Raw genomic sequence first — 17845 nt, 5'->3', positions numbered from 1 at the left:
GGATTAATCGCTTATTGCCATCAACCTAAGAAACCCAGCCTTCAGATGGAGTGGCTTTTATCTCAACCTGCTTAACCCGAACTCAGGTTATTTAGTATTTACAGATTCTTTAAAAATCACATTGCTATGTATTATCAAGTTACTTCCAAAACTCTAGTATTTAGAGGTTATTTGAAAAGTGTTTCGATATAAGTTTGGGCACTTTTAATCTCCCTAACCTCCAAGGCTATTTCACTCAATCTATTAAGGATATTGTCAACAACATAGGCAATAAATTTGGAGAAGTTAGTAATCAAAAAATTACTATCTCCAAGAGTCAATTTCAGTGCGTTGGCGAAACCTTGCTGGAGGTATCACCATTTTCTTGTGCAATCAGATTTTTTATTCACCTGATTTTTTTGCTTGAAACGCTTGTAAATCAGCACCTTTTAAGCAATGAAACAGCCTTGTCCTAACCACTCAGGCGTGTTTCATGGCCTTCATTGATATCAGTCAACTTAAGCTAAAACTCGTTTAAAATCTCGTGCCTCCCATTAGGTATTCCTAATCTCCAACAGCTACGGTGTACACACAAGTAGACCCAGAGCAAGTTTCCAGCCAAAAAAGGTGGATTCAAATTGCTCAAGTCCGCGAATCAAAGTAGTAATTCCAGGAGGTTTTTGAGAACTGTAACCAGACTAACCACCAAGTCGAGCAATAATCCAAGTCGCCCAAGCAAGAGAAGAAAGAGGATAGGGATTTTGTTGGAGTTGAGTTTTGCCCTCTACTGAAGGTGCGTAGGCATAGCCCCCGCCGCAGGCATCGTTAACAAGCATTGCTGCCGCTCGTGGGAAAAGCAACATTTGCAGGTAAATCAGGATGATCCCGTCCCTGAATCAGTTGTAAAGTACGCACGGCAAGTGACAAAGCTAATATAGTTAATCGTTGAATGGCAGCAATCGACTCTACTTGGGTAGCTTCGAGATTTAAACCAGCAGTTTTGAGGATGGCAAACAGTTGCTCAATTCGCCATCGCCATGTGTACCATCTAATGACTTGCAGTGCTTGCTCCAAACAACTGAGTGGGTAGTGAGTAATCGCCAATGAATTGCTTGCTGGTCGGGTAGGGAATTAACTTCCAAGGATTCAACTGCATAAAGTGTCACACGGGCAGGATAATCTTGGTTATTGAATTTGTCTAGACGTTGAATTTTTACTATCGCACGGCGAACTTTCTCTATCGCCGATATGGGTAATCATTTTCGCTTCACCCACGCGGATACATCGTTGCGTTTCATCAGCTGAACGCAGCCATTTGTATGATTCTTTTGCTTCTATTAGCAACTTTTGATAATTTCGTTGATGTTTATCAGCATGGTCTGGTTCTCTACTCCACAGTTGTACTGTACTTAATCCTAATGGAAATCCAGTTTCAGCATCCAATACCAGTGTTGGATGGATGTAAAATCCCACGTCTGTGTTGTTTCCTACTACACCTAAACCTTTTGCTTTTAACCTACCTACATGAGATTGTAAGTTAATTTCGCTACTGTCACTGATTGCTAATATATGTCTTCCTTCTACTTGCAAACAGCAGTGTTTTGATCGGCTTTTGACTAATTCTCCTACTGCCACATTCTCATTCTCCAAAAAGCGGTAGTACGCCACTTGTTCGGCTGTGTTTTTACTTATTTGACGAATAGTGACTAATTGATGTTTTCCCATTGCTTCGTACAATGCCGCCCCCTTTTTATCAACCTTGGGTCGCCAAACGCTTGCTCCTTCCAATGTTGAGCATGTATTTTTATTCGATTTTCCACTTTCCTTTGCTCCTCAAATCCCCAACCCTAGTAGTTTACTTCCACTTGTGTGTACACCGTAGAATCTCCAACAGGGAGCGAGATAATCTGCTAAAAGCTTTAACCTTAAGTTGACGCCAATGCAATGCCTTGCACCTCTACAAATCTAGAAGTAATTTAGGATAATTTATTTTTTGCAAGTCCCTAAAACTGAAAGATAGTAAGATTCAAAGCCTGTTTTCTTTTAGGAAAATGTTATAAATATGTCTAAAGATAGATTGACAATATATTTGTTCGTTAAATGTATCCTGTCTTCATAGCAAACTGGTTATAATTATCTTCCATCTCCTTCGGAAATGAAATTCTCATTTACACAGTATTTATATGGGACGTGTTCGTTCTAAGTCTGACCTACCTACAAAAATCTGTCCGGTATGTCAACGTCCTTTCACATGGCGTAAAAAGTGGCAAGATTGCTGGGACGATGTGAAATATTGCTCAGAACGTTGTCGTCGTCGCCGTTCTGAAGCTCAAAATGAAACCAACCGCAATACAGACGCAAATAGCGCAAGAGATTAATGGAGTTACAGGTGCAACCTAAATTAATTATTCATGGAGGGGCTGGTAGTTCTCTCCACGGTAAAGGCGGATTAGAGGCGGTGCGCCGATCGCTCCATACAGTAATAGAAGAAGTCTATTCTCTGCTATTGTCAGGAGCAACTGCCTCTGAGGCGGTGGTGCAGGGTTGCCTAATGCTCGAAGATAACCCCCGCTTTAATGCTGGTACTGGTTCAGTACTGCAATCTGATGGACAAATTCGTATGAGTGCTTCTTTAATGGATGGTGCATCAGGGCGGTTTAGTGGTGTGATTAATATCTCGCGGGTGAAGAATCCGATTGATTTAGCGCAATTTTTACAAAGCTCGCCAGACCGAGTGCTATCAGATTTCGGATCGGCTGAGTTGGCGCGGGAAATGCAAATACCCAGCTATAACGCTTTAACTGATTTGCGGTTACAAGAGTGGATACAAGAGCGCCAGGATAATTTTAAAAGCACAATGGCTGGCGTGGTAGCAGAACCCGAACTGCTAGAAACCAGCAATGCCGGACGCGGTACTATTGGTGTAGTAGCTTTAGATGCATCTGGTAAGCTAGCTGCTGGCACTTCTACTGGTGGTAAGGGATTTGAGCGGATTGGCAGGGTAAGTGATTCGGCAATGCCAGCAGGTAATTATGCTACTAGTAATGCTGGTGTTAGCTGTACTGGCATTGGCGAAGATATCATCGATGAGTGTTTAGCCGCACGGATTGTAGTGCGTGTCACTGATGGGATGTCACTGAAGGAGGCCATGCAGCGATCCTTTGGGGAAGCCTATGAGAACAAACGCGATTTGGGAGCGATCGCCTTAGATGCTAGTGGAGCGATCGCTTGGGGAAAAACTAGCGAAATCTTACTCGCTGCCTACCACAATGGCGAAAAAATTGGCGACACCTTGGAATGGACTGGCAACGAACTGATGGGCTATTGTTGAATCAGTTTTAGCGCTTCAGCTAAAGTTTCATTGTGGGTCAACCATTGCGGCTAATTCTTGGGCTTCATAACGCCCCTCAAAAGCTTCTAGCGCCGCTCGTTTCAGTGCCACTTGATATCCTTGTTCCAGAATATCGATTAATTCTGCCTGATTCAAGTAAAAACCACCAGATTTGCGGCGCTTATTTATTTTATTATGGATGAGCAGAATTACACTATAACTATCAATTTTATTGATTTTGTCACCGAGGCTCATTTCTTCTAACTCATCCACCAACAGCAGCGCCTCATGAATTTTGCCTTGTTTTAGAAGTTGCTTAAGTTCTAGCAGTTCTTCCATCTTCTGTTATTAGTCGATCTTGGACTTCAGAGGGGTCAGCTGTGTCAAAAAATAATTCCAATGCCTCAACCAAATTATTGCGTACTTCTTCAATAGTGTCACCTTGGCTAGCAATATCTAATTCTGCACAAAGCGATATATAGCCCTTTTTATGATCCTCAATAATCGCGGTAAGTTGTTTTGTTTTCCTCATCTTTTATCTTTGGTTTAATCAGCTAATCTGATGATTTAATTATCGCTTTATTAGCTCTTCTTGCGCCAAGCAGGTTTCACCACCTGACGACTACGGGCAATTACCAAAGAATCATCAGGTACATCTTCTGTCACAGTAGAACCAGCTGCAATATAGACATCATCTCCCAAAGTGAGTGGAGCCACTAAAACGCTATTGGCGCCAGTTTTTGTCCGATTGCCTATTTTAGTGCGATGTTTCTTCACGCCGTCATAGTTGGCAGTAATTGTACCAGCACCAATATTCACCTGATTGCCGACAACAGTATCGCCTATATATGACAAATGTGCTGCATTGGTGCGATCGCCTAATTGCGTATTTTTCAATTCCACAAAATTCCCCACACGGCAACCAGCACCCACCTGTACCTGACCGCGCAAATGAGTATAAGGGCCAATTTGGCTTCCAGCCTGCACGGTGCTATTTATGACTACTGAATATTGCACTGTAACATTTTCACTTAACTGACTATTTTCAATTAAACTCCCCGGCCCAATGTGACTTCCTGTTTGGATCGCCGTATTTCCTCGTAGGTGAGTTTGGGGTTCAATAATTACATCCGGCTGTAATTCCACTGTTTCATCAATGGTGATGCTTGTGGGGTCGATGAGGGTGACACCCGCCAACATCCATTTTTCCTTGACTCGTTTTTGCAAAATTTCGTATGCTGTTGCTAGTTGTAAGCGATCGTTGATCCCAAGAATTTCTTGGTAATCTTCCACATCCACTGCCATTACTTGTCCTACCTGAGTCACAGCATCGGTAAGATAGTATTCTTTTTGGGCATTGTTTGCCTGGAGGTGGGGAAGCACCTTTGCTAAATCTGGCCAGCGAAAGCAATAAACTCCAGCGTTAATCCGCTGATTTTGTCTTTGAGCAGCTGTACAATCCTTATGCTCGACCATTTGCTGCACAATATTTTCGTCGTTACAAAAAACGCGCCCGTAGCCTGTGGGGTCGGGTAGATGCGAGGTGAGAATAGTGGCAGCGTTTTGATTTCGGATGTGAGTTTGTAACATCTGCTTGAGAGTTTCGCTGCGTATTAACGGTAAATCGCCGTTAAGTACCAGTAAATCTCCTGTGTAGTTTTCCAAGTGAGGAAGTAATTGCTGGATAGCATGACCTGTACCTAATTGCACAGTCTGTTCGACAAACTCCAAACTGAGAATCGAATGCATGGCGGCTTGCACTTCCTCGGATTGATATCCCACAATCACGATTCGCCGTGAGGGCGAAAGTGGTTCTACACTTTCGAGAACTCTCTCTACAAACGATCGCCCACCTAAAGAATGTAAAACCTTGGGTAAGCGTGATTTCATCCGTGTGCCGCGTCCTGCCGCTAGAATTGCTACAACTACCATAATTAGCTATCAGCTATCAGTGAAATTGTGATTAATGCTGTTGGTACTTTAAAATCTCGGCTCAAATCATACCAGCTAATTATAGAAGACTGAAAATATTAAAGGAGTCAGAATTCAGGAGTCGGTATAATTTTACTCTTCAAAAGCAAAGATTATCATAATACCAATTAGCGTTCATTACAGCAGCTACAAATCATTACTTTCTATTCCCCACTCTTCCCTTTTTGTTGACAAGAGCAAATAAACTCTGTAAATTGCTGCATTAGTTTCGGATTACGCCAACCGGAATCAGTTTCTTCTTGCATCACTAAAAGGGCTTCTGCTGAAGTAAAAGCTCTTTTGTAAGGTCGTTCGCTGGTTAGGGCATCGTAAATATCAATTAACTGAAATACTTGCGCTAGGTAAGGAATATCATCCCCCTTGAGTCCATCGGGGTAGCCTGAGCCATCCCAACGTTCGTGGTGATGACGAATAATCGGAATTACACCGCGCATACTTCGTAGTGGTTGGCAAATTTTTTCTCCAATCAAAACGTGCTGCTGCATAATTTGCCAATCTTCGGGGGTGAGTTTACCTTTTTTTAGCAGCACAGCATCAGGAATACCCACCTTACCAATATCGTGGAGATAACCACCCCACATCAAATCTCGAATTTGATAGCGTGAGAGGTTGAGGTGTTCACCAAAAACTTGTCCTAGTTTTACTAAACGTTCGCAATGGTCCCCTGTATTGGGATCGCGGCTTTCAATGGACATGGCAATAGAAAACAGTGCTTGTTCGGTATGGTCTAAATCTTCGTTCAGACGCTTCTGCCGCACCAAGGACTTTACACGCGCCGCCAGTTCCACCCGATCAAAGGGTTTGGTAAGAAAATCATCTGCCCCAACTTCAATTCCCCGAATGCGCGATCGCCTATCATTTAACGCTGTAATAAAAATTACTGGGATTAACCTAGTCTGCTCATCCTGTTTAAGCAATTGGCACACTTCAAATCCATCCATTCCAGGCATCATTACATCCAGCAAAATCAAATCTGGTTGTTTTTGAGTTACCAATCCGACAACAATAGAACCACTGTCCGCCTCAATTACTTCGTATCCTTCCATCCCCAAGAGGGCAACAGCAGTCATCCGACTGGCGGCATGATCGTCAACTACTAAAACCTTCGGCGGATCTAAATCAAACCCATTCACTTTAGAACCTTTGGCTTGTAGTGTTTTAGAGACCAATGAATCATCACCACAATTAACATCAGATTTTATCCAAGAAGACATTGCTTGCCTATCTTCAAGCATAAAATCTCCTTGAGATGAGCCTAAAGAAGAATCCTCCGCATTTTGCGATTCCACGGCATGATTTGAACCGATACTCTTCACTGTGCTAATGGGGTTTGACCGATTAACAATTTTTTCTGTAAAGCCTGTATGGTTGGATTTCCATTGAATCACAAAGGCACTCCAAGTTTTTGCACAAGTTAGTTAACAGTGTCAGATTTTAAAAACAAATTTAAGATTCGACTGTATCTGAGTCAAAGTTTCGATATGGATTACGCATAATGTCAAGCTGCCAATCTGAATTTTTTGCAGCATGTATCTTTTATGTTACGAACAAGGTAGATTTTATTGTCAAATTTTTTGCTTCTAATTTCAGTATGATAAATTCTCACAAATGTTAAATCAGGTTTTTTACGGAGATTTTTTAGCCTTGTGGCGTCAGAAAGTGTTACCATTGACTCTTTTATATCGAGATATCGAATTTTGAGTTTCAAGTCTGTATAGTAATCATTGTAATCATTAGATTTAAATGTTTTTACTTACTCTGTTATAGCAATACTCAAGTACTATTAAACGGTATGTAATCTCGAATACTAACATATAGATAAGATATTCGGCTCGTAAAAACTCGTTGAATTAGACTTGCAGTCTATAAATGTAGCATATTGTATGAGTTTGTAATAAAACTACAAACTAGTTCCCATAAAATCCTTGCCTTGTGTTCCCAATAACCACCTTTTTCGCCAATGGGAGGCAGGTTCCAGGCAAGAGGTTTGTTGCTCTTGTTGTCGCCGCCTGACTATGACTTCGGTTGGATCGCTCAATTGGGGATCGCGATAGGGAATCGCAGCACGAGTTAGCAAGTGTTCTTTTTCAACTTCTGAGAGGGTAGTGAGTGGGAAGTGGTGTTTAGACTCAGTATTTTTAGAATGTGTTGCCACGGTACCAGGCGCTCGCCTTCCTACGGGTGGGGTAGAAGATATCACCAAGCCAGCAGATAAAAGTGCTGTGCGTACAGCAGCAGCACAAGAATAAGTGGCTAATAAACCATCTGCATGTAAGCACAATGATAACTGTTTAACAAATTCAACAGTCCATAATTGAGGACACTGTGGTGGTGAAAAGGGATCGAGGAAAATTGCATCTGCCCAGAAACCCAACTGACGTACTAGCGTTATCATCGTTCTAGCATCGCCAATTAGTAGCTTCGCTTTCAGGCAAGGTGTTTGTACTTGATGCTCAAAAGCTAGCTTTTTCAAAATTTCAATATAGTTACAGTTCCAATTGTCAAACAACTGATGAGCGATCGCCGCTTGTGGCACCGCTGGATTCAGTTCTAAACCGATTACTTCTACACAACAACTAGGATTTACGTTCCAAATTGTTTGCAATGCAGCAGCCGTGTTATATCCTAGACCATAACAAACATCTAATAGTCGCAAGATCGGTTTTTGTGCTGCTATAGCCAGTTGAGTAGGTTCCACAAACTTGCAAAAACTCTCCTGCTGCGCTCCATAATGGCTATGAAACGATTCACCAAACTCTTGAGAGACAAAAGTGAAAGAACCATCAGCTGTTAACTTAGGTGTAAAATTTTCTAAGTTTGACATCTTAACAAAAAAAACTAAATAATCACTGATACCCTTTATTAATACTGAGTATTAAATATAATCTATATATTCAGTATTAGACAAAGAGGAACTGTTTTACCCAATGCCCTATGCCCCATGCCCAATCCCCAATTTATTGTTTCCCCAGCTTGGCTGTTTGAACATCTGAAAGATCCGCAAGTCGTTATTGTGGATTGTCGCTTTTCTTTAGCCGAACCACAACAAGGACAACAACAGTACCAGACAAGTCATATAGAAGGATCGTATTACCTAGATTTGAATCGGGATCTTTCCAGTCCAGTGGGAAAGCATGGCGGGAGACATCCTTTACCTAACCCTAATGATATAGCTAATAAATTGGCGACGATTGGGGTAAATTACCAAAAAAGTTTAGTTGTCGCTTATGATGATTCGCGCTTTGCCTTTGCAGCTCGTCTTTGGTGGCTGTTACGTTATCTAGGACATGAGCAAGTAGTAGTATTAGATGGCGGGTTTGCTGGATGGCAAAAAGCTGGGTATTCTGTTACAGATGTTATTCCTCCTCCCCGAATGGGTACTTTTATCGCTCAAGTACAAACAGAAAAGGTGGTGGATATTACAGCCGTAAAAAGCCGGAAAGATAACCAGGAGGTAGCATTGGTAGATTCAAGAGACAGCGATCGCTACCGAGGCGAAGGAGAGTCTATCGATCGAATTGCCGGACATATTTCCGGTGCAGTCAACTATCCCTGGAAAGAAGTTACAGACTCTTCCGGCTACCTACTTCCTCAAGAAGAACAACGCCATCGCTGGGAAAAGTTAGAAACAGCCGAAGAAATATTGGTATATTGCGGTTCTGGCGTTACTGCTTGTGTGAATTTACTTTCTTTAGAATTAGCTGGTTTTAGCAAGGGTAAACTTTATGCTGGTAGCTGGAGTGATTGGATTTCTTATTTATAGTAATTGGACTTGGTGATTGGGCATTGGGCATTGATTTTTGACAAAGGACAAAGGACAAATGACAAATTTCAAAACCTACCTAATTGGAAACTGTAATTAATAGTGAAGAACCAGCCATCAAAATCAATGTTTTCGGCGGTTGAACTACCTAAACTTACTCCAGCCTCCATATTCATATTAATGGTGTCGGATATTTGGTAATTTAAGTGTCCGAATAAGCGATAAAATTCGTCTTCTCGATTGCGCTGTGTAAAGTCTGATAAATTCATTTGGTAGTCAATACCAACCTGGAGAGGCTTTTGCAAGTAGTAGTTCAGAGACACCCAAAAGGAATTGATTATCCGATTACGACTTGCAGGGTCGGCAAAATTTACACTCAATTGGTAGAAGCTATCTAGGGTTAATCTTGAAGTTAAGGGATCTCGGCGTCCCAAAGACAGTAGTAGAGAATTTTCATTTAAAAAGCGATCGCCTGCTTTGAAGCTATCGAAGCGATCGCTGCTGTTAGCATAAAATAACTGTTGATTGCTCCAACTGATTTCTCCATACATTCGTTGGGATAGCTGCTGGTAAATACTGAGATTGAATCTCACTTGGTTGTAATGATATTGTGACTGATTTAGATAACGAATCAGATTGCCATCAATTGAGCCATTTACAAAAGTCTTAGATCCCAAAGGAAAATATGTAGAGGCTAATGTCAGTCCAGAAATAATTAAACCATCTTCTATGGGGCTATCATTTGAGGAAAAAATGTTACTCGTTTGGAAGTAACCGACACGTCCTTGTAGATAGCCGATAGGTTTAAATTGAGGTATCGGTTGTTCTGTCGGTGGTGGTAGCTGTTGTTCTAAAGGTCGTAACCGCACCCGTAACCCTAATTCGCGCTCGCTATCAGATTCAAACGGTTGTTTTGGCGATCGTAGTCGTTCTATCAACCTCTCTAGCCTTTGGGAATACTCTATCTCAGGTAAATTTAATAATTGCTCTTTTGAGTCTGAAGGAGATATGGGCACATTATTTGGCTGTGATTCTAGCTGTGGCGGGTCATTTTGCTTTTGAGTATCTGTAGGTTCTTCGGTTTGATCTGCAATTTGAGTCGTTCCTGGTGTTTGCTGTACCAGATTTAACGGCATTGAAGAATCTAAAGTATGTGACTCATTCGACAGCTTGCACAAAGAGTTAATTGCCTTTTGCTCTAACTTTTGACATAACTGCTCATCAGTTACCTGTGTAGTTGCTAAATCATTAAGATGCCAAACATCTGTAATTGTAGATTCTGCCGCATTTACTCTAATGCAACACCAGGTTCCACCACTGGACGTTAATAAAATACAAAAAAACAAATTTTTCCAGTTCTTGAGTCGCATCTGGTTAGATCGCATTGATTGCGTTTGGCAAATGTAGACCCACAAGCTGTATCAGAAGTTCCGACTACAATGATACAGTTGATTACATCTATTTTAGCCTTGTAGGTATATACTGAAACTACAAACTAAAATTGCTGCTTTTCGGATTTTTCCCAGATTTTTTTTGTAAAACTGAGATATCCGATAAAATTGCTGCTTAAATTTTAATGAAATACAGCCAGTAGGTAATTTCACAACAAATCCTTAGCAAGTTATTGTCCCCCATAATTAATGACCTCTAGTGGAACTGATTATAAATAATTATATGTAAGGTACTTCTGATTTAATTGTTGATATCAAATACTAACTTTTAAATCTGCTATAGACTTGATTGCATACAATTTAAGTTGCAGAAGTAAAACTTCAATCAAATAAATACACATATAGCAATCCAATTTGATTCATGAACTTGCTTACGTAGATAAAAAACAGGTGCATACGAAAAAAGATAATAGATGTGTATATACTAATTTTTTTCATACAGAAAAAATATGATTCATTTATTTCACTTATTATCTATTTTATGCATTAAATCTAAATTAAAATTTAAACATTTTACTTAAAAACCTCTTACAAAAATTAGCATTAGCTTAAACTTTAATTTTTATGATATTAATTGAAGGTCAAAACTTTTTAAACCATGTTTTATAAATCGTTTCCATTATTGGTGATTGGTTTATGGGGAGTTATAGTTCTGCCTCTGCCAAATCGGGTAAGCGCTACAACTCCTCTAACGCGAGCAGAGATTCAGAACCTCCGCAACATCGTACAACTGATACCTAAAGATAAATTGAAGAAACGTCCTGCACGCAAATTAGATGCAATGATCCCTGGGGACGGGTTGTCAACTGGTCGAGCTTCCCTAGCAGATTTGCGTTTTAATGATGGCTCCTTGGCACGAGTTGGAGAACAGGCGTTATTTCAATTTTTACCGAAGACTCGTGACTTTAAACTGACAAACGGGACTGTGTTGTTGCTCATCCCACCAGGTCAGGGGCAAACACGTATACAAACACCAAATGCAGCAGCAGCAATTCGTGGTTCAGCATTATTTGTACGCTACGACCAACAAAAAGACACCACGATTGTAGGTGCGCTGACAGATAGCGGCATTGAAGTTTCTAACAAGTCTGAAACTCGCGTGTTGAAAGCAGGGCAAATGGTGATTATAATTAAAGGCGAATTTCAGAGGTTATATGATTTTGATCTAAGAAGTTTTTATGAAACGAGCCAGATGGTTCGGGAACTTGATTTGAACAGGCAGAGTCCTGTGCCTACACACGATCCTGCAATCAACAGTGTTCAAGCCGAAACTGCTGCGGCTTTGGAAGCACAGCCACCGATAAAAGGCGAGGGAGTATTTGAACTAACTCCTAGTCCTTTAAATAGCCCAACTGAGACAACATCGAACACCTCAACAGATTCAAAACCCGTAACCTCAACAGAGCCAAAACCTGTAACCTCAACAGATCCAAAACCCATAACGCCAACAGATCCAACACCCGTAACACCAACACCTGTAACCTCAACAGATCCAACACCCGTAACGCCAACAGACCCAACACCCGTAACACCAACACCTGTAACCTCAACAGATCCAACACCCGTAACGCCAACAGACCCAACGCCTGTAACACCAACACCTGTAACCTCAACAGATCCAACACCCGTAACGCCAACAGATCCAACACCCGTAACACCCGTAACACCCGTAACACCAACACCTGTAACCTCAACAGATCCAACACCCGTAACGCCAACAGACCCAACGCCCGTAACACCAACACCTGTAACCTCGACAGATCCAACACCCGTAACTCCAACAGATCCAACGCCCGTAACACCTGTAACTCCAACACCTGTCACCCCAACGCCTGTAACACCCGTAACACCTGTAACTCCAACACCTGTCACTCCAACACCCGTAACACCTGTAACTCCAACACCTGTCACTCCAACACCCGTAACACCCGTAACACCCGTAACACCTGTAACTCCAACACCTGTCACTCCAACACCCGTAACACCTGTAACACCTGTAACTCCAACACCCGTAACACCTGTAACTCCAACACCTGTAACCCCAACTGACTCTCCAAGTACATAAAAATTGCTAATAGGAGTAAAAAATGCTATGCGATCGCCGAAGGCAGTGCGTTTTGTCATGATTTTGCGTAAGTCCTGTGCAACTTTGCTGCTCTAATGCAGTAGTACAGACTTATGCTCGACCACGGGTAGAACTATAACAACTTTTAACTAGTGCCTCTATATCCGCCAAAGCAAAAAGTGATATTCCCTACGATCAGATAGCATCTGCTAACGCTAGATTAAATCAAGGACAGGACTTACACAGCGTTCACCGGATATCCTTATATAGTTCAATCACGTTCTGTGTGTAAGTTCCCAGGAACTAACTTGTTACGAAAGAGAACATAAACTTATGACTTTTGATTACGACCTGTTTGTAATTGGTGCGGGTTCTGGAGGTTTGGCGGCTTCCAAACGAGCGGCTAGCTACGGCGCAAAAGTGGCGATCGCTGAATATGATTTAGTTGGTGGCACTTGTGTGATTCGCGGTTGCGTTCCCAAAAAACTCATGGTCTATGGCTCTCACTTTCCTGCACTGTTCAGTGACGCTTCAGGCTATGGCTGGAAAGTGGGTAATGCGGAGTTTGACTGGGAATATTTCATTACATCTATAGATAAAGAAGTTCGACGACTATCACAACTACACATCAGCTTTTTAGAAAAAGCCGGAGTAGAACTATTTTCTGGTCGCGCCACATTGGTAGACCCCCACACTATAGAAGTTGATGGACGTAAAGTTACAGCAGACAAAATTTTAATTGCAGTTGGTGGACGTCCTATCAAGCCAGATTTACCAGGGATGGAACATGGCATTACCTCCGACGAAATCTTTCATTTAAAAGAACAACCAAAACACATCGTTATTATTGGCGCTGGTTATATCGGCACGGAATTTGCTTGTATTATGCGCGGTTTGGGTTCTGAGGTGACACAAATTACCAGAGGTGAAAAGATTTTGAATGGGTTTGATGAAGATGTCCGCATAGAAATTGAAGAGGGTATGATGAACCACGGAATTCGCTTGATTAAGAATAATGTGGTGAAAGCAATTGAACGCGTCCCAGAAGGGTTGAAGCTGACTTTATCAGGAGACGACCAAAAACCACTAATTGCTGATGTGTTTTTAGTAGCGACTGGTCGAACCCCCAATGTAGATGGATTAGGTTTAGAAAATGCTGGCGTTGATGTTGTCGCCAGTTCTATCGAAGGGCCTGGATACCCTACCACAAGTGCGATCGCAGTTAATGAATATAGTCAAACTAGTCAACCAAATATTTTTGCTGTTGGCGATGTCACAGACCGAATCAATTTAACTCCTGTAGCTATTGGCGAAGGTCGCGCTTTTGCCGATAGTGAATTTGGGGATAATCGCCGCGAATTCAGTCACCAAACTGTGCCCACAGCCATATTTTCTAACCCAGAAGCTGCAACAGTCGGCTGGACAGAAGCCGAAGCACGAGAAAAACTCGGTGATGCCGTCAAAATTTTTCGCACTCGCTTCCGCGCCATGTATCACAGTTTGACTGGTAAGCAAGAGAAGACAATGATGAAGTTGGTGGTTGATAGCAACACCGACAAAGTTTTAGGTGCTCACATGGTAGGTGAAGGGGCAGCTGAGATTATTCAAGGTGTGGCGATCGCACTCAAGATGGGCGCAACTAAAAAAGACTTTGATGCTACTGTGGGCATTCATCCCTCAGCCGCAGAAGAATTTGTCACATTGCGGTAATAAGAGTTATGGGTTATGAGTTGAAGAAAGAAACTCATAACTTAAAACTCTTAACTATTAACAATCTTGCACTACATATATCTTCACGGCTTTGCTTCCAGCCCTAAATCTGCTAAAGCGCGGGATATAGGCGATCGCTTTACTCAAATTCAGACAAAGCTGAAAATTCCTGATCTCAATGCTGGCAATTTTTCCCAATTGACAATTACTCGTCAGCTCGCTCAAGTTGCCGCAGAATTCAGCAATGATTCTACACCAGTAACGCTTATTGGCTCAAGTTTGGGTGGTTTGACCGCTGCCCACTTGGGACAACAAAATTTACAAGTGCAACGCTTAGTTTTGCTAGCACCAGCTTTTGGGTTTTTATCCCATTGGTTGCCCAAACTAGGGGATGAAGAAGTACAGCGTTGGCAACAAGAAAAATATATTATGGTCTACCACTATGGAGAGCAGCGATCGCTTCCCTTAAGTTACGATTTTGTGACAGATGCTGCCCAATACCAAGAAAAGCTTTTGCAACGCTTTATCTCCACGCTGATTTTGCATGGCAAAAAGGATGAAGTCATTCCGATCAAAGCTAGTCGTGACTTTGCGCGATCGCGTCCTTGGGTGGAATTAGTCGAACTCGACAGTGACCACGCCTTGGGTAATGTTATGGAAGAAATTTGGCAGGCAATTCGCCTCTTTTGCCAATTACCTTGAAGTTGTAAAATATTAGACTCACACATAACTAATGTCCTTAGTCATTTGTCCTTTGTTAGTTACTAATGACCAATGACTAATGACCAATGACTAATGACTAAAACTATGCTTCCCTTCATCCGGTCAGATTTAGCCCAATTCACCGCCTATAAACCTCATCCTAGCAGCGATACAGCCGATTCTGTCGCCACACAGTTTGATCGGTTAGATACAAATGAAAGCCCCCACGATTTACCACCTGAGTTAAAAGAGAAGCTGGCGTGGACGTATCAGCAAGTAATTGAAACAAATCGTTATCCAGATGGCGGACATGAAACACTTAAGAATGCGATCGCCGAATACGTCAATCAATCAGCCGCCCTCTCGTTATCGTTGTTTACTACTGCCAATATTTCTGTTGGTAATGGTTCAGATGAACTAATCCGCTCTTTATTAATCGCCACCTGTCTAGGAGGAGAAGGGTCAATTTTAGTTGCCAATCCCACTTTCTCTATGTACGGGATTTTGGCGCAAACTTTAGGGATTCCTATAGTGGCAGTGGCGAGAAATGAAACAAATTTTGAAATTGACATAAGCGCCGCACAGTCTGCGATCAAACAAACTCAAAATCCCCCAATTCGCGTAGTTTTCGTAGTACATCCCAATTCGCCGACTGCCAACAGTTTAACTGAGGCAGAGTTGGCATGGTTAAGAAGTTTGCCACAGCATATTTTGGTAGTAATTGATGAAGCTTACTTTGAATTCAGTCAAACTACTTTAGTAGCTGAATTAGCACAGCGTCCTAATTGGGTAATATTACGCACTTTTTCTAAAGCTTTCCGATTGGCATCTCTCCGTATTGGTTATTGCGTCGCTCATCCCGAAGCAATCGCCATTTTAGAAAAAGTTCGTTTACCTTACAATCTCCCCAGTTTTTCTATAGCAGCAGCATTAGTTGGTTTACAAAATCGTACACTCTTGCTGGAATCGATTCCCCAAACCCTAAGTGAACGAGCTAAACTCATCGAAATTTTATCCCAGCAACCAGAACTACAAATTACCCCAAGTACTGCCAACTTTATTTACCTACGTCTTAAACCAAATGGTTTTAATTCACAAGAAGTTGCTTTAAAAACTTTCCACCAGAAACTTAGAACACTGGGCACTCTTGTGCGGCACATTAGCGGAGGATTGCGAATTACTGTCGGAACAATAGAAGAAAACGCCCGCACCGTTAATCGAGTAAAAGCTGCTTTGGCAAATTTGTCATTTTAGCAATTTACTCAGTAATTAAACCTGCTATTCACCTCACTGCCCAAACGGCGAACTACTCCCACTGTTTGTGGCAGCACACCCACTAAAAGAGCAAAAGCAACATCCGGCAAAAGAGCTACTATTTCTGGTGGAAAGTATTGTTCAAATTGATCGAGAATTTTTTGGACTCGCTGCCCAGGCAATGGATTTTCTGTAATTTGTTTGATCAATCGAATCCACTGTCGCCTAATCAAGTAAGCCTTCTGGCGTTCTTCATTAGATTCAGGAGTTAATAAAGAAAGATTACCTATAGGCAGTGCCCTTTGGCAATCACAATCGTAATCCCCACCCACAGCAGCCCCAGGCCCAGCAAACTCTGCATGGTAGCGTTTAAAGAGTATTAATCCATTTCGCCTACGACTATTGACAATGAAAACTTCTCCACTGTGCAAACGTGTAAGGATATCCGAGCCTTGTGATTGCTCAGTTCCGTCTGACATGACAACAGAGTCAAGGAAAGTTGTTTCAGGGTAATAAGTTGATACCATAGAGGTCTGATAGCGTCGATGCTGTTCGCTATCCATGTTTTTTAAACTTTTAATGAATGTTGTTGTAGTATGCACTTCAAAACGGAATTAACTGTTATATCAAATCAAGTTTTTGAATTCTTTTATTATCAAGACCTTTCTGGTCAATCCAACTAAAAATAGCAATAGATAGGCGTTGTTTCAGTAATTTAGTGATTATATTTTAAAAGATATAACAAGATTTGTCTGTAAACTATACTAATGTTTTCTTAAAGTTTTTATAAAGATAAATATCTTAATTACAAAGTTATTATGAGGAAATGATGATTTTTTGGAACGTGATTTTGCCTATGTTGCCATTATAGTCGATTTTTATCTATATCGAATGCTTTAAAAAATTTGTTCACCACAAATCCCAGAAGGCTAAGTTTAACATTTTTTAATATTAAATATATTTACTAATTAAGATAATTGTTTTTGTACGGACGAGAGGGATTTTCGTAAAAAGTTAAAACGAAATATTCTTTTTTAAAAGAATTATCAAAAGCTATTTACTCACTTCGGAAATTTATATGTTTTAGTTTTTATCTGTAGGACTCTTATTTGATTGGGTGAAAAAACTCAGTGCAACTCCAAAAGCATTCTTTACCGTTGCTTCTTGCTTGCTAAACCAAATAATTTCTCCAAATTAAAGCGAATTTATAGAGATATTTAGCTAATATTGACTGGATTTGTAATTAAACCTCGTCCATTTTAAAACCGAAAGTTCTTAAAAAGAGTATATTATTAGGTTGTAGATTGAGTTTTAAGCTTTCTCTAAGTCAAAATTACTAACCTGAGTTGGGGATAAGGAAAGGGGCAGGTAGTAAGCTGAAAATAGCGTAAAATCCAGCATACCTGCCCTATGTTTAGTTTAGAAGCATTATTCTGTCAGGTAGATGATTTGTGTAAAGCGTTTGAAGGTCAATGGCAGACAACCCGATTAAAACATGGAGGAAGTTCGTGCAACGCCAGGTTGTGCTTAAGCGAAATCATCACAATTGCGAACGCATTTCACCAAAACCATTAGCGAGGTTTCAAGCATTTTTATTT

Annotated in this window: 13 protein-coding genes and 3 pseudogenes; 8 read left to right on the top strand and 8 right to left on the bottom strand. The window is 41.2% G+C overall.

The features are described from left to right. Positions 1-557: 557 nt before the first annotated feature. A pseudogene (locus V7K89_RS10210) lies at positions 558-1704 on the bottom strand (transposase). 458 nt (positions 1705-2162) lie between these two features. Between V7K89_RS10210 and V7K89_RS10205 the strand changes: the two are divergent. Continuing rightward, positions 2163-2357: a DUF2256 domain-containing protein gene (locus V7K89_RS10205; protein ID WP_094350216.1), complete on the top strand. Its 195-nt coding sequence runs from the start codon at positions 2163-2165 to the stop codon at positions 2355-2357. Next, entirely contained in the window at positions 2357-3310 is a 954-nt protein-coding gene (locus V7K89_RS10200; protein WP_335186757.1) for an isoaspartyl peptidase/L-asparaginase, read from the top strand. The genes V7K89_RS10205 and V7K89_RS10200 overlap by 1 nt, the downstream gene beginning before the upstream one ends. Here V7K89_RS10200 and V7K89_RS10195 read toward each other — a convergent pair. From V7K89_RS10195 to V7K89_RS10175, 5 genes and pseudogenes are all read right to left on the bottom strand, one after another. Next, positions 3301-3649: pseudogene (locus V7K89_RS10195) on the bottom strand (DUF29 family protein). The gene V7K89_RS10200 and the pseudogene V7K89_RS10195 overlap by 10 nt on opposite strands. Continuing rightward, on the bottom strand, positions 3627-3842 hold the full coding sequence (locus V7K89_RS10190) for a type II toxin-antitoxin system HicB family antitoxin (RefSeq protein WP_335186755.1): 216 nt from the start codon (positions 3840-3842) through the stop codon (positions 3627-3629). Before V7K89_RS10190 ends, V7K89_RS10195 begins: the two are co-directional and overlap by 23 nt. A gap of 50 nt (positions 3843-3892) precedes the next feature. Next, positions 3893-5242, bottom strand: a complete 1350-nt coding sequence (gene glmU / locus V7K89_RS10185) for a bifunctional UDP-N-acetylglucosamine diphosphorylase/glucosamine-1-phosphate N-acetyltransferase GlmU (RefSeq protein WP_335186753.1) — start codon at positions 5240-5242, stop codon at positions 3893-3895. A 203-nt stretch (positions 5243-5445) separates the two neighbouring features. Continuing rightward, positions 5446-6690, bottom strand: coding sequence for a two-component system response regulator (locus V7K89_RS10180; protein WP_335186751.1), 1245 nt, complete (start codon positions 6688-6690; stop codon positions 5446-5448). Positions 6691-7202: 512 nt separating this feature from the next. Then, positions 7203-8126 (bottom strand): tRNA (5-methylaminomethyl-2-thiouridine)(34)-methyltransferase MnmD, encoded by a 924-nt coding sequence (locus V7K89_RS10175; protein ID WP_335186749.1) that lies wholly within the window; start codon positions 8124-8126, stop codon positions 7203-7205. Between the two features lie 117 nt (positions 8127-8243). Here V7K89_RS10175 and V7K89_RS10170 point away from each other — a divergent pair, with 117 nt between their 5' ends. Further along, positions 8244-9065: a sulfurtransferase gene (locus V7K89_RS10170; protein ID WP_335186747.1), complete on the top strand. Its 822-nt coding sequence runs from the start codon at positions 8244-8246 to the stop codon at positions 9063-9065. A 68-nt stretch (positions 9066-9133) separates the two neighbouring features. Here V7K89_RS10170 and V7K89_RS10165 read toward each other — a convergent pair whose 3' ends face one another. Beyond that, positions 9134-10450 carry a hypothetical protein gene (locus V7K89_RS10165; protein WP_335186745.1) on the bottom strand — a complete coding sequence of 439 codons (1317 nt, stop codon included), beginning with the start codon at positions 10448-10450 and terminating at the stop codon, positions 9134-9136. Positions 10451-11114: 664 nt separating this feature from the next. Here V7K89_RS10165 and V7K89_RS10160 point away from each other — a divergent pair. The 4 genes from V7K89_RS10160 (at position 11115) to V7K89_RS10145 (ending at position 16247) form a co-directional block, all read left to right on the top strand. After that, the gene (locus tag V7K89_RS10160) at positions 11115-12581 is read left to right on the top strand and encodes a FecR family protein (protein ID WP_335186743.1); all 1467 of its coding nucleotides are present in this window, start codon (positions 11115-11117) and stop codon (positions 12579-12581) included. Between the two features lie 333 nt (positions 12582-12914). Next, a complete protein-coding gene (gene gor / locus V7K89_RS10155; RefSeq protein ID WP_335186741.1) occupies positions 12915-14291 on the top strand; it encodes a glutathione-disulfide reductase in 1377 nt (458 codons plus the stop codon). Positions 14292-14354: 63 nt separating this feature from the next. Beyond that, complete coding sequence (locus V7K89_RS10150) at positions 14355-14993, top strand: YqiA/YcfP family alpha/beta fold hydrolase (protein WP_335186760.1); 639 nt, start codon at positions 14355-14357, stop codon at positions 14991-14993. A gap of 105 nt (positions 14994-15098) precedes the next feature. Beyond that, complete coding sequence (locus V7K89_RS10145; protein ID WP_335186759.1) at positions 15099-16247, top strand: histidinol-phosphate transaminase; 1149 nt, start codon at positions 15099-15101, stop codon at positions 16245-16247. 8 nt (positions 16248-16255) lie between these two features. Here V7K89_RS10145 and V7K89_RS10140 read toward each other — a convergent pair whose 3' ends face one another. Further along, entirely contained in the window at positions 16256-16810 is a 555-nt protein-coding gene (locus tag V7K89_RS10140) for a hypothetical protein (protein WP_194043947.1), read from the bottom strand. Positions 16811-17657: 847 nt separating this feature from the next. Here V7K89_RS10140 and V7K89_RS35820 point away from each other — a divergent pair. After that, a pseudogene (locus tag V7K89_RS35820) lies at positions 17658-17819 on the top strand (IS982 family transposase); the annotation flags it as partial. Between the last annotated feature and the right edge of the window lie 26 nt (positions 17820-17845).

Source organism: Nostoc sp., assembly GCF_036917515.1.
In the GTDB taxonomy this organism is placed as follows: domain Bacteria; phylum Cyanobacteriota; class Cyanobacteriia; order Cyanobacteriales; family Nostocaceae; genus Nostoc.
Note: the sequence above shows the minus strand (reverse complement) of the source record. Positions and strands in the feature narration are given on the sequence as shown.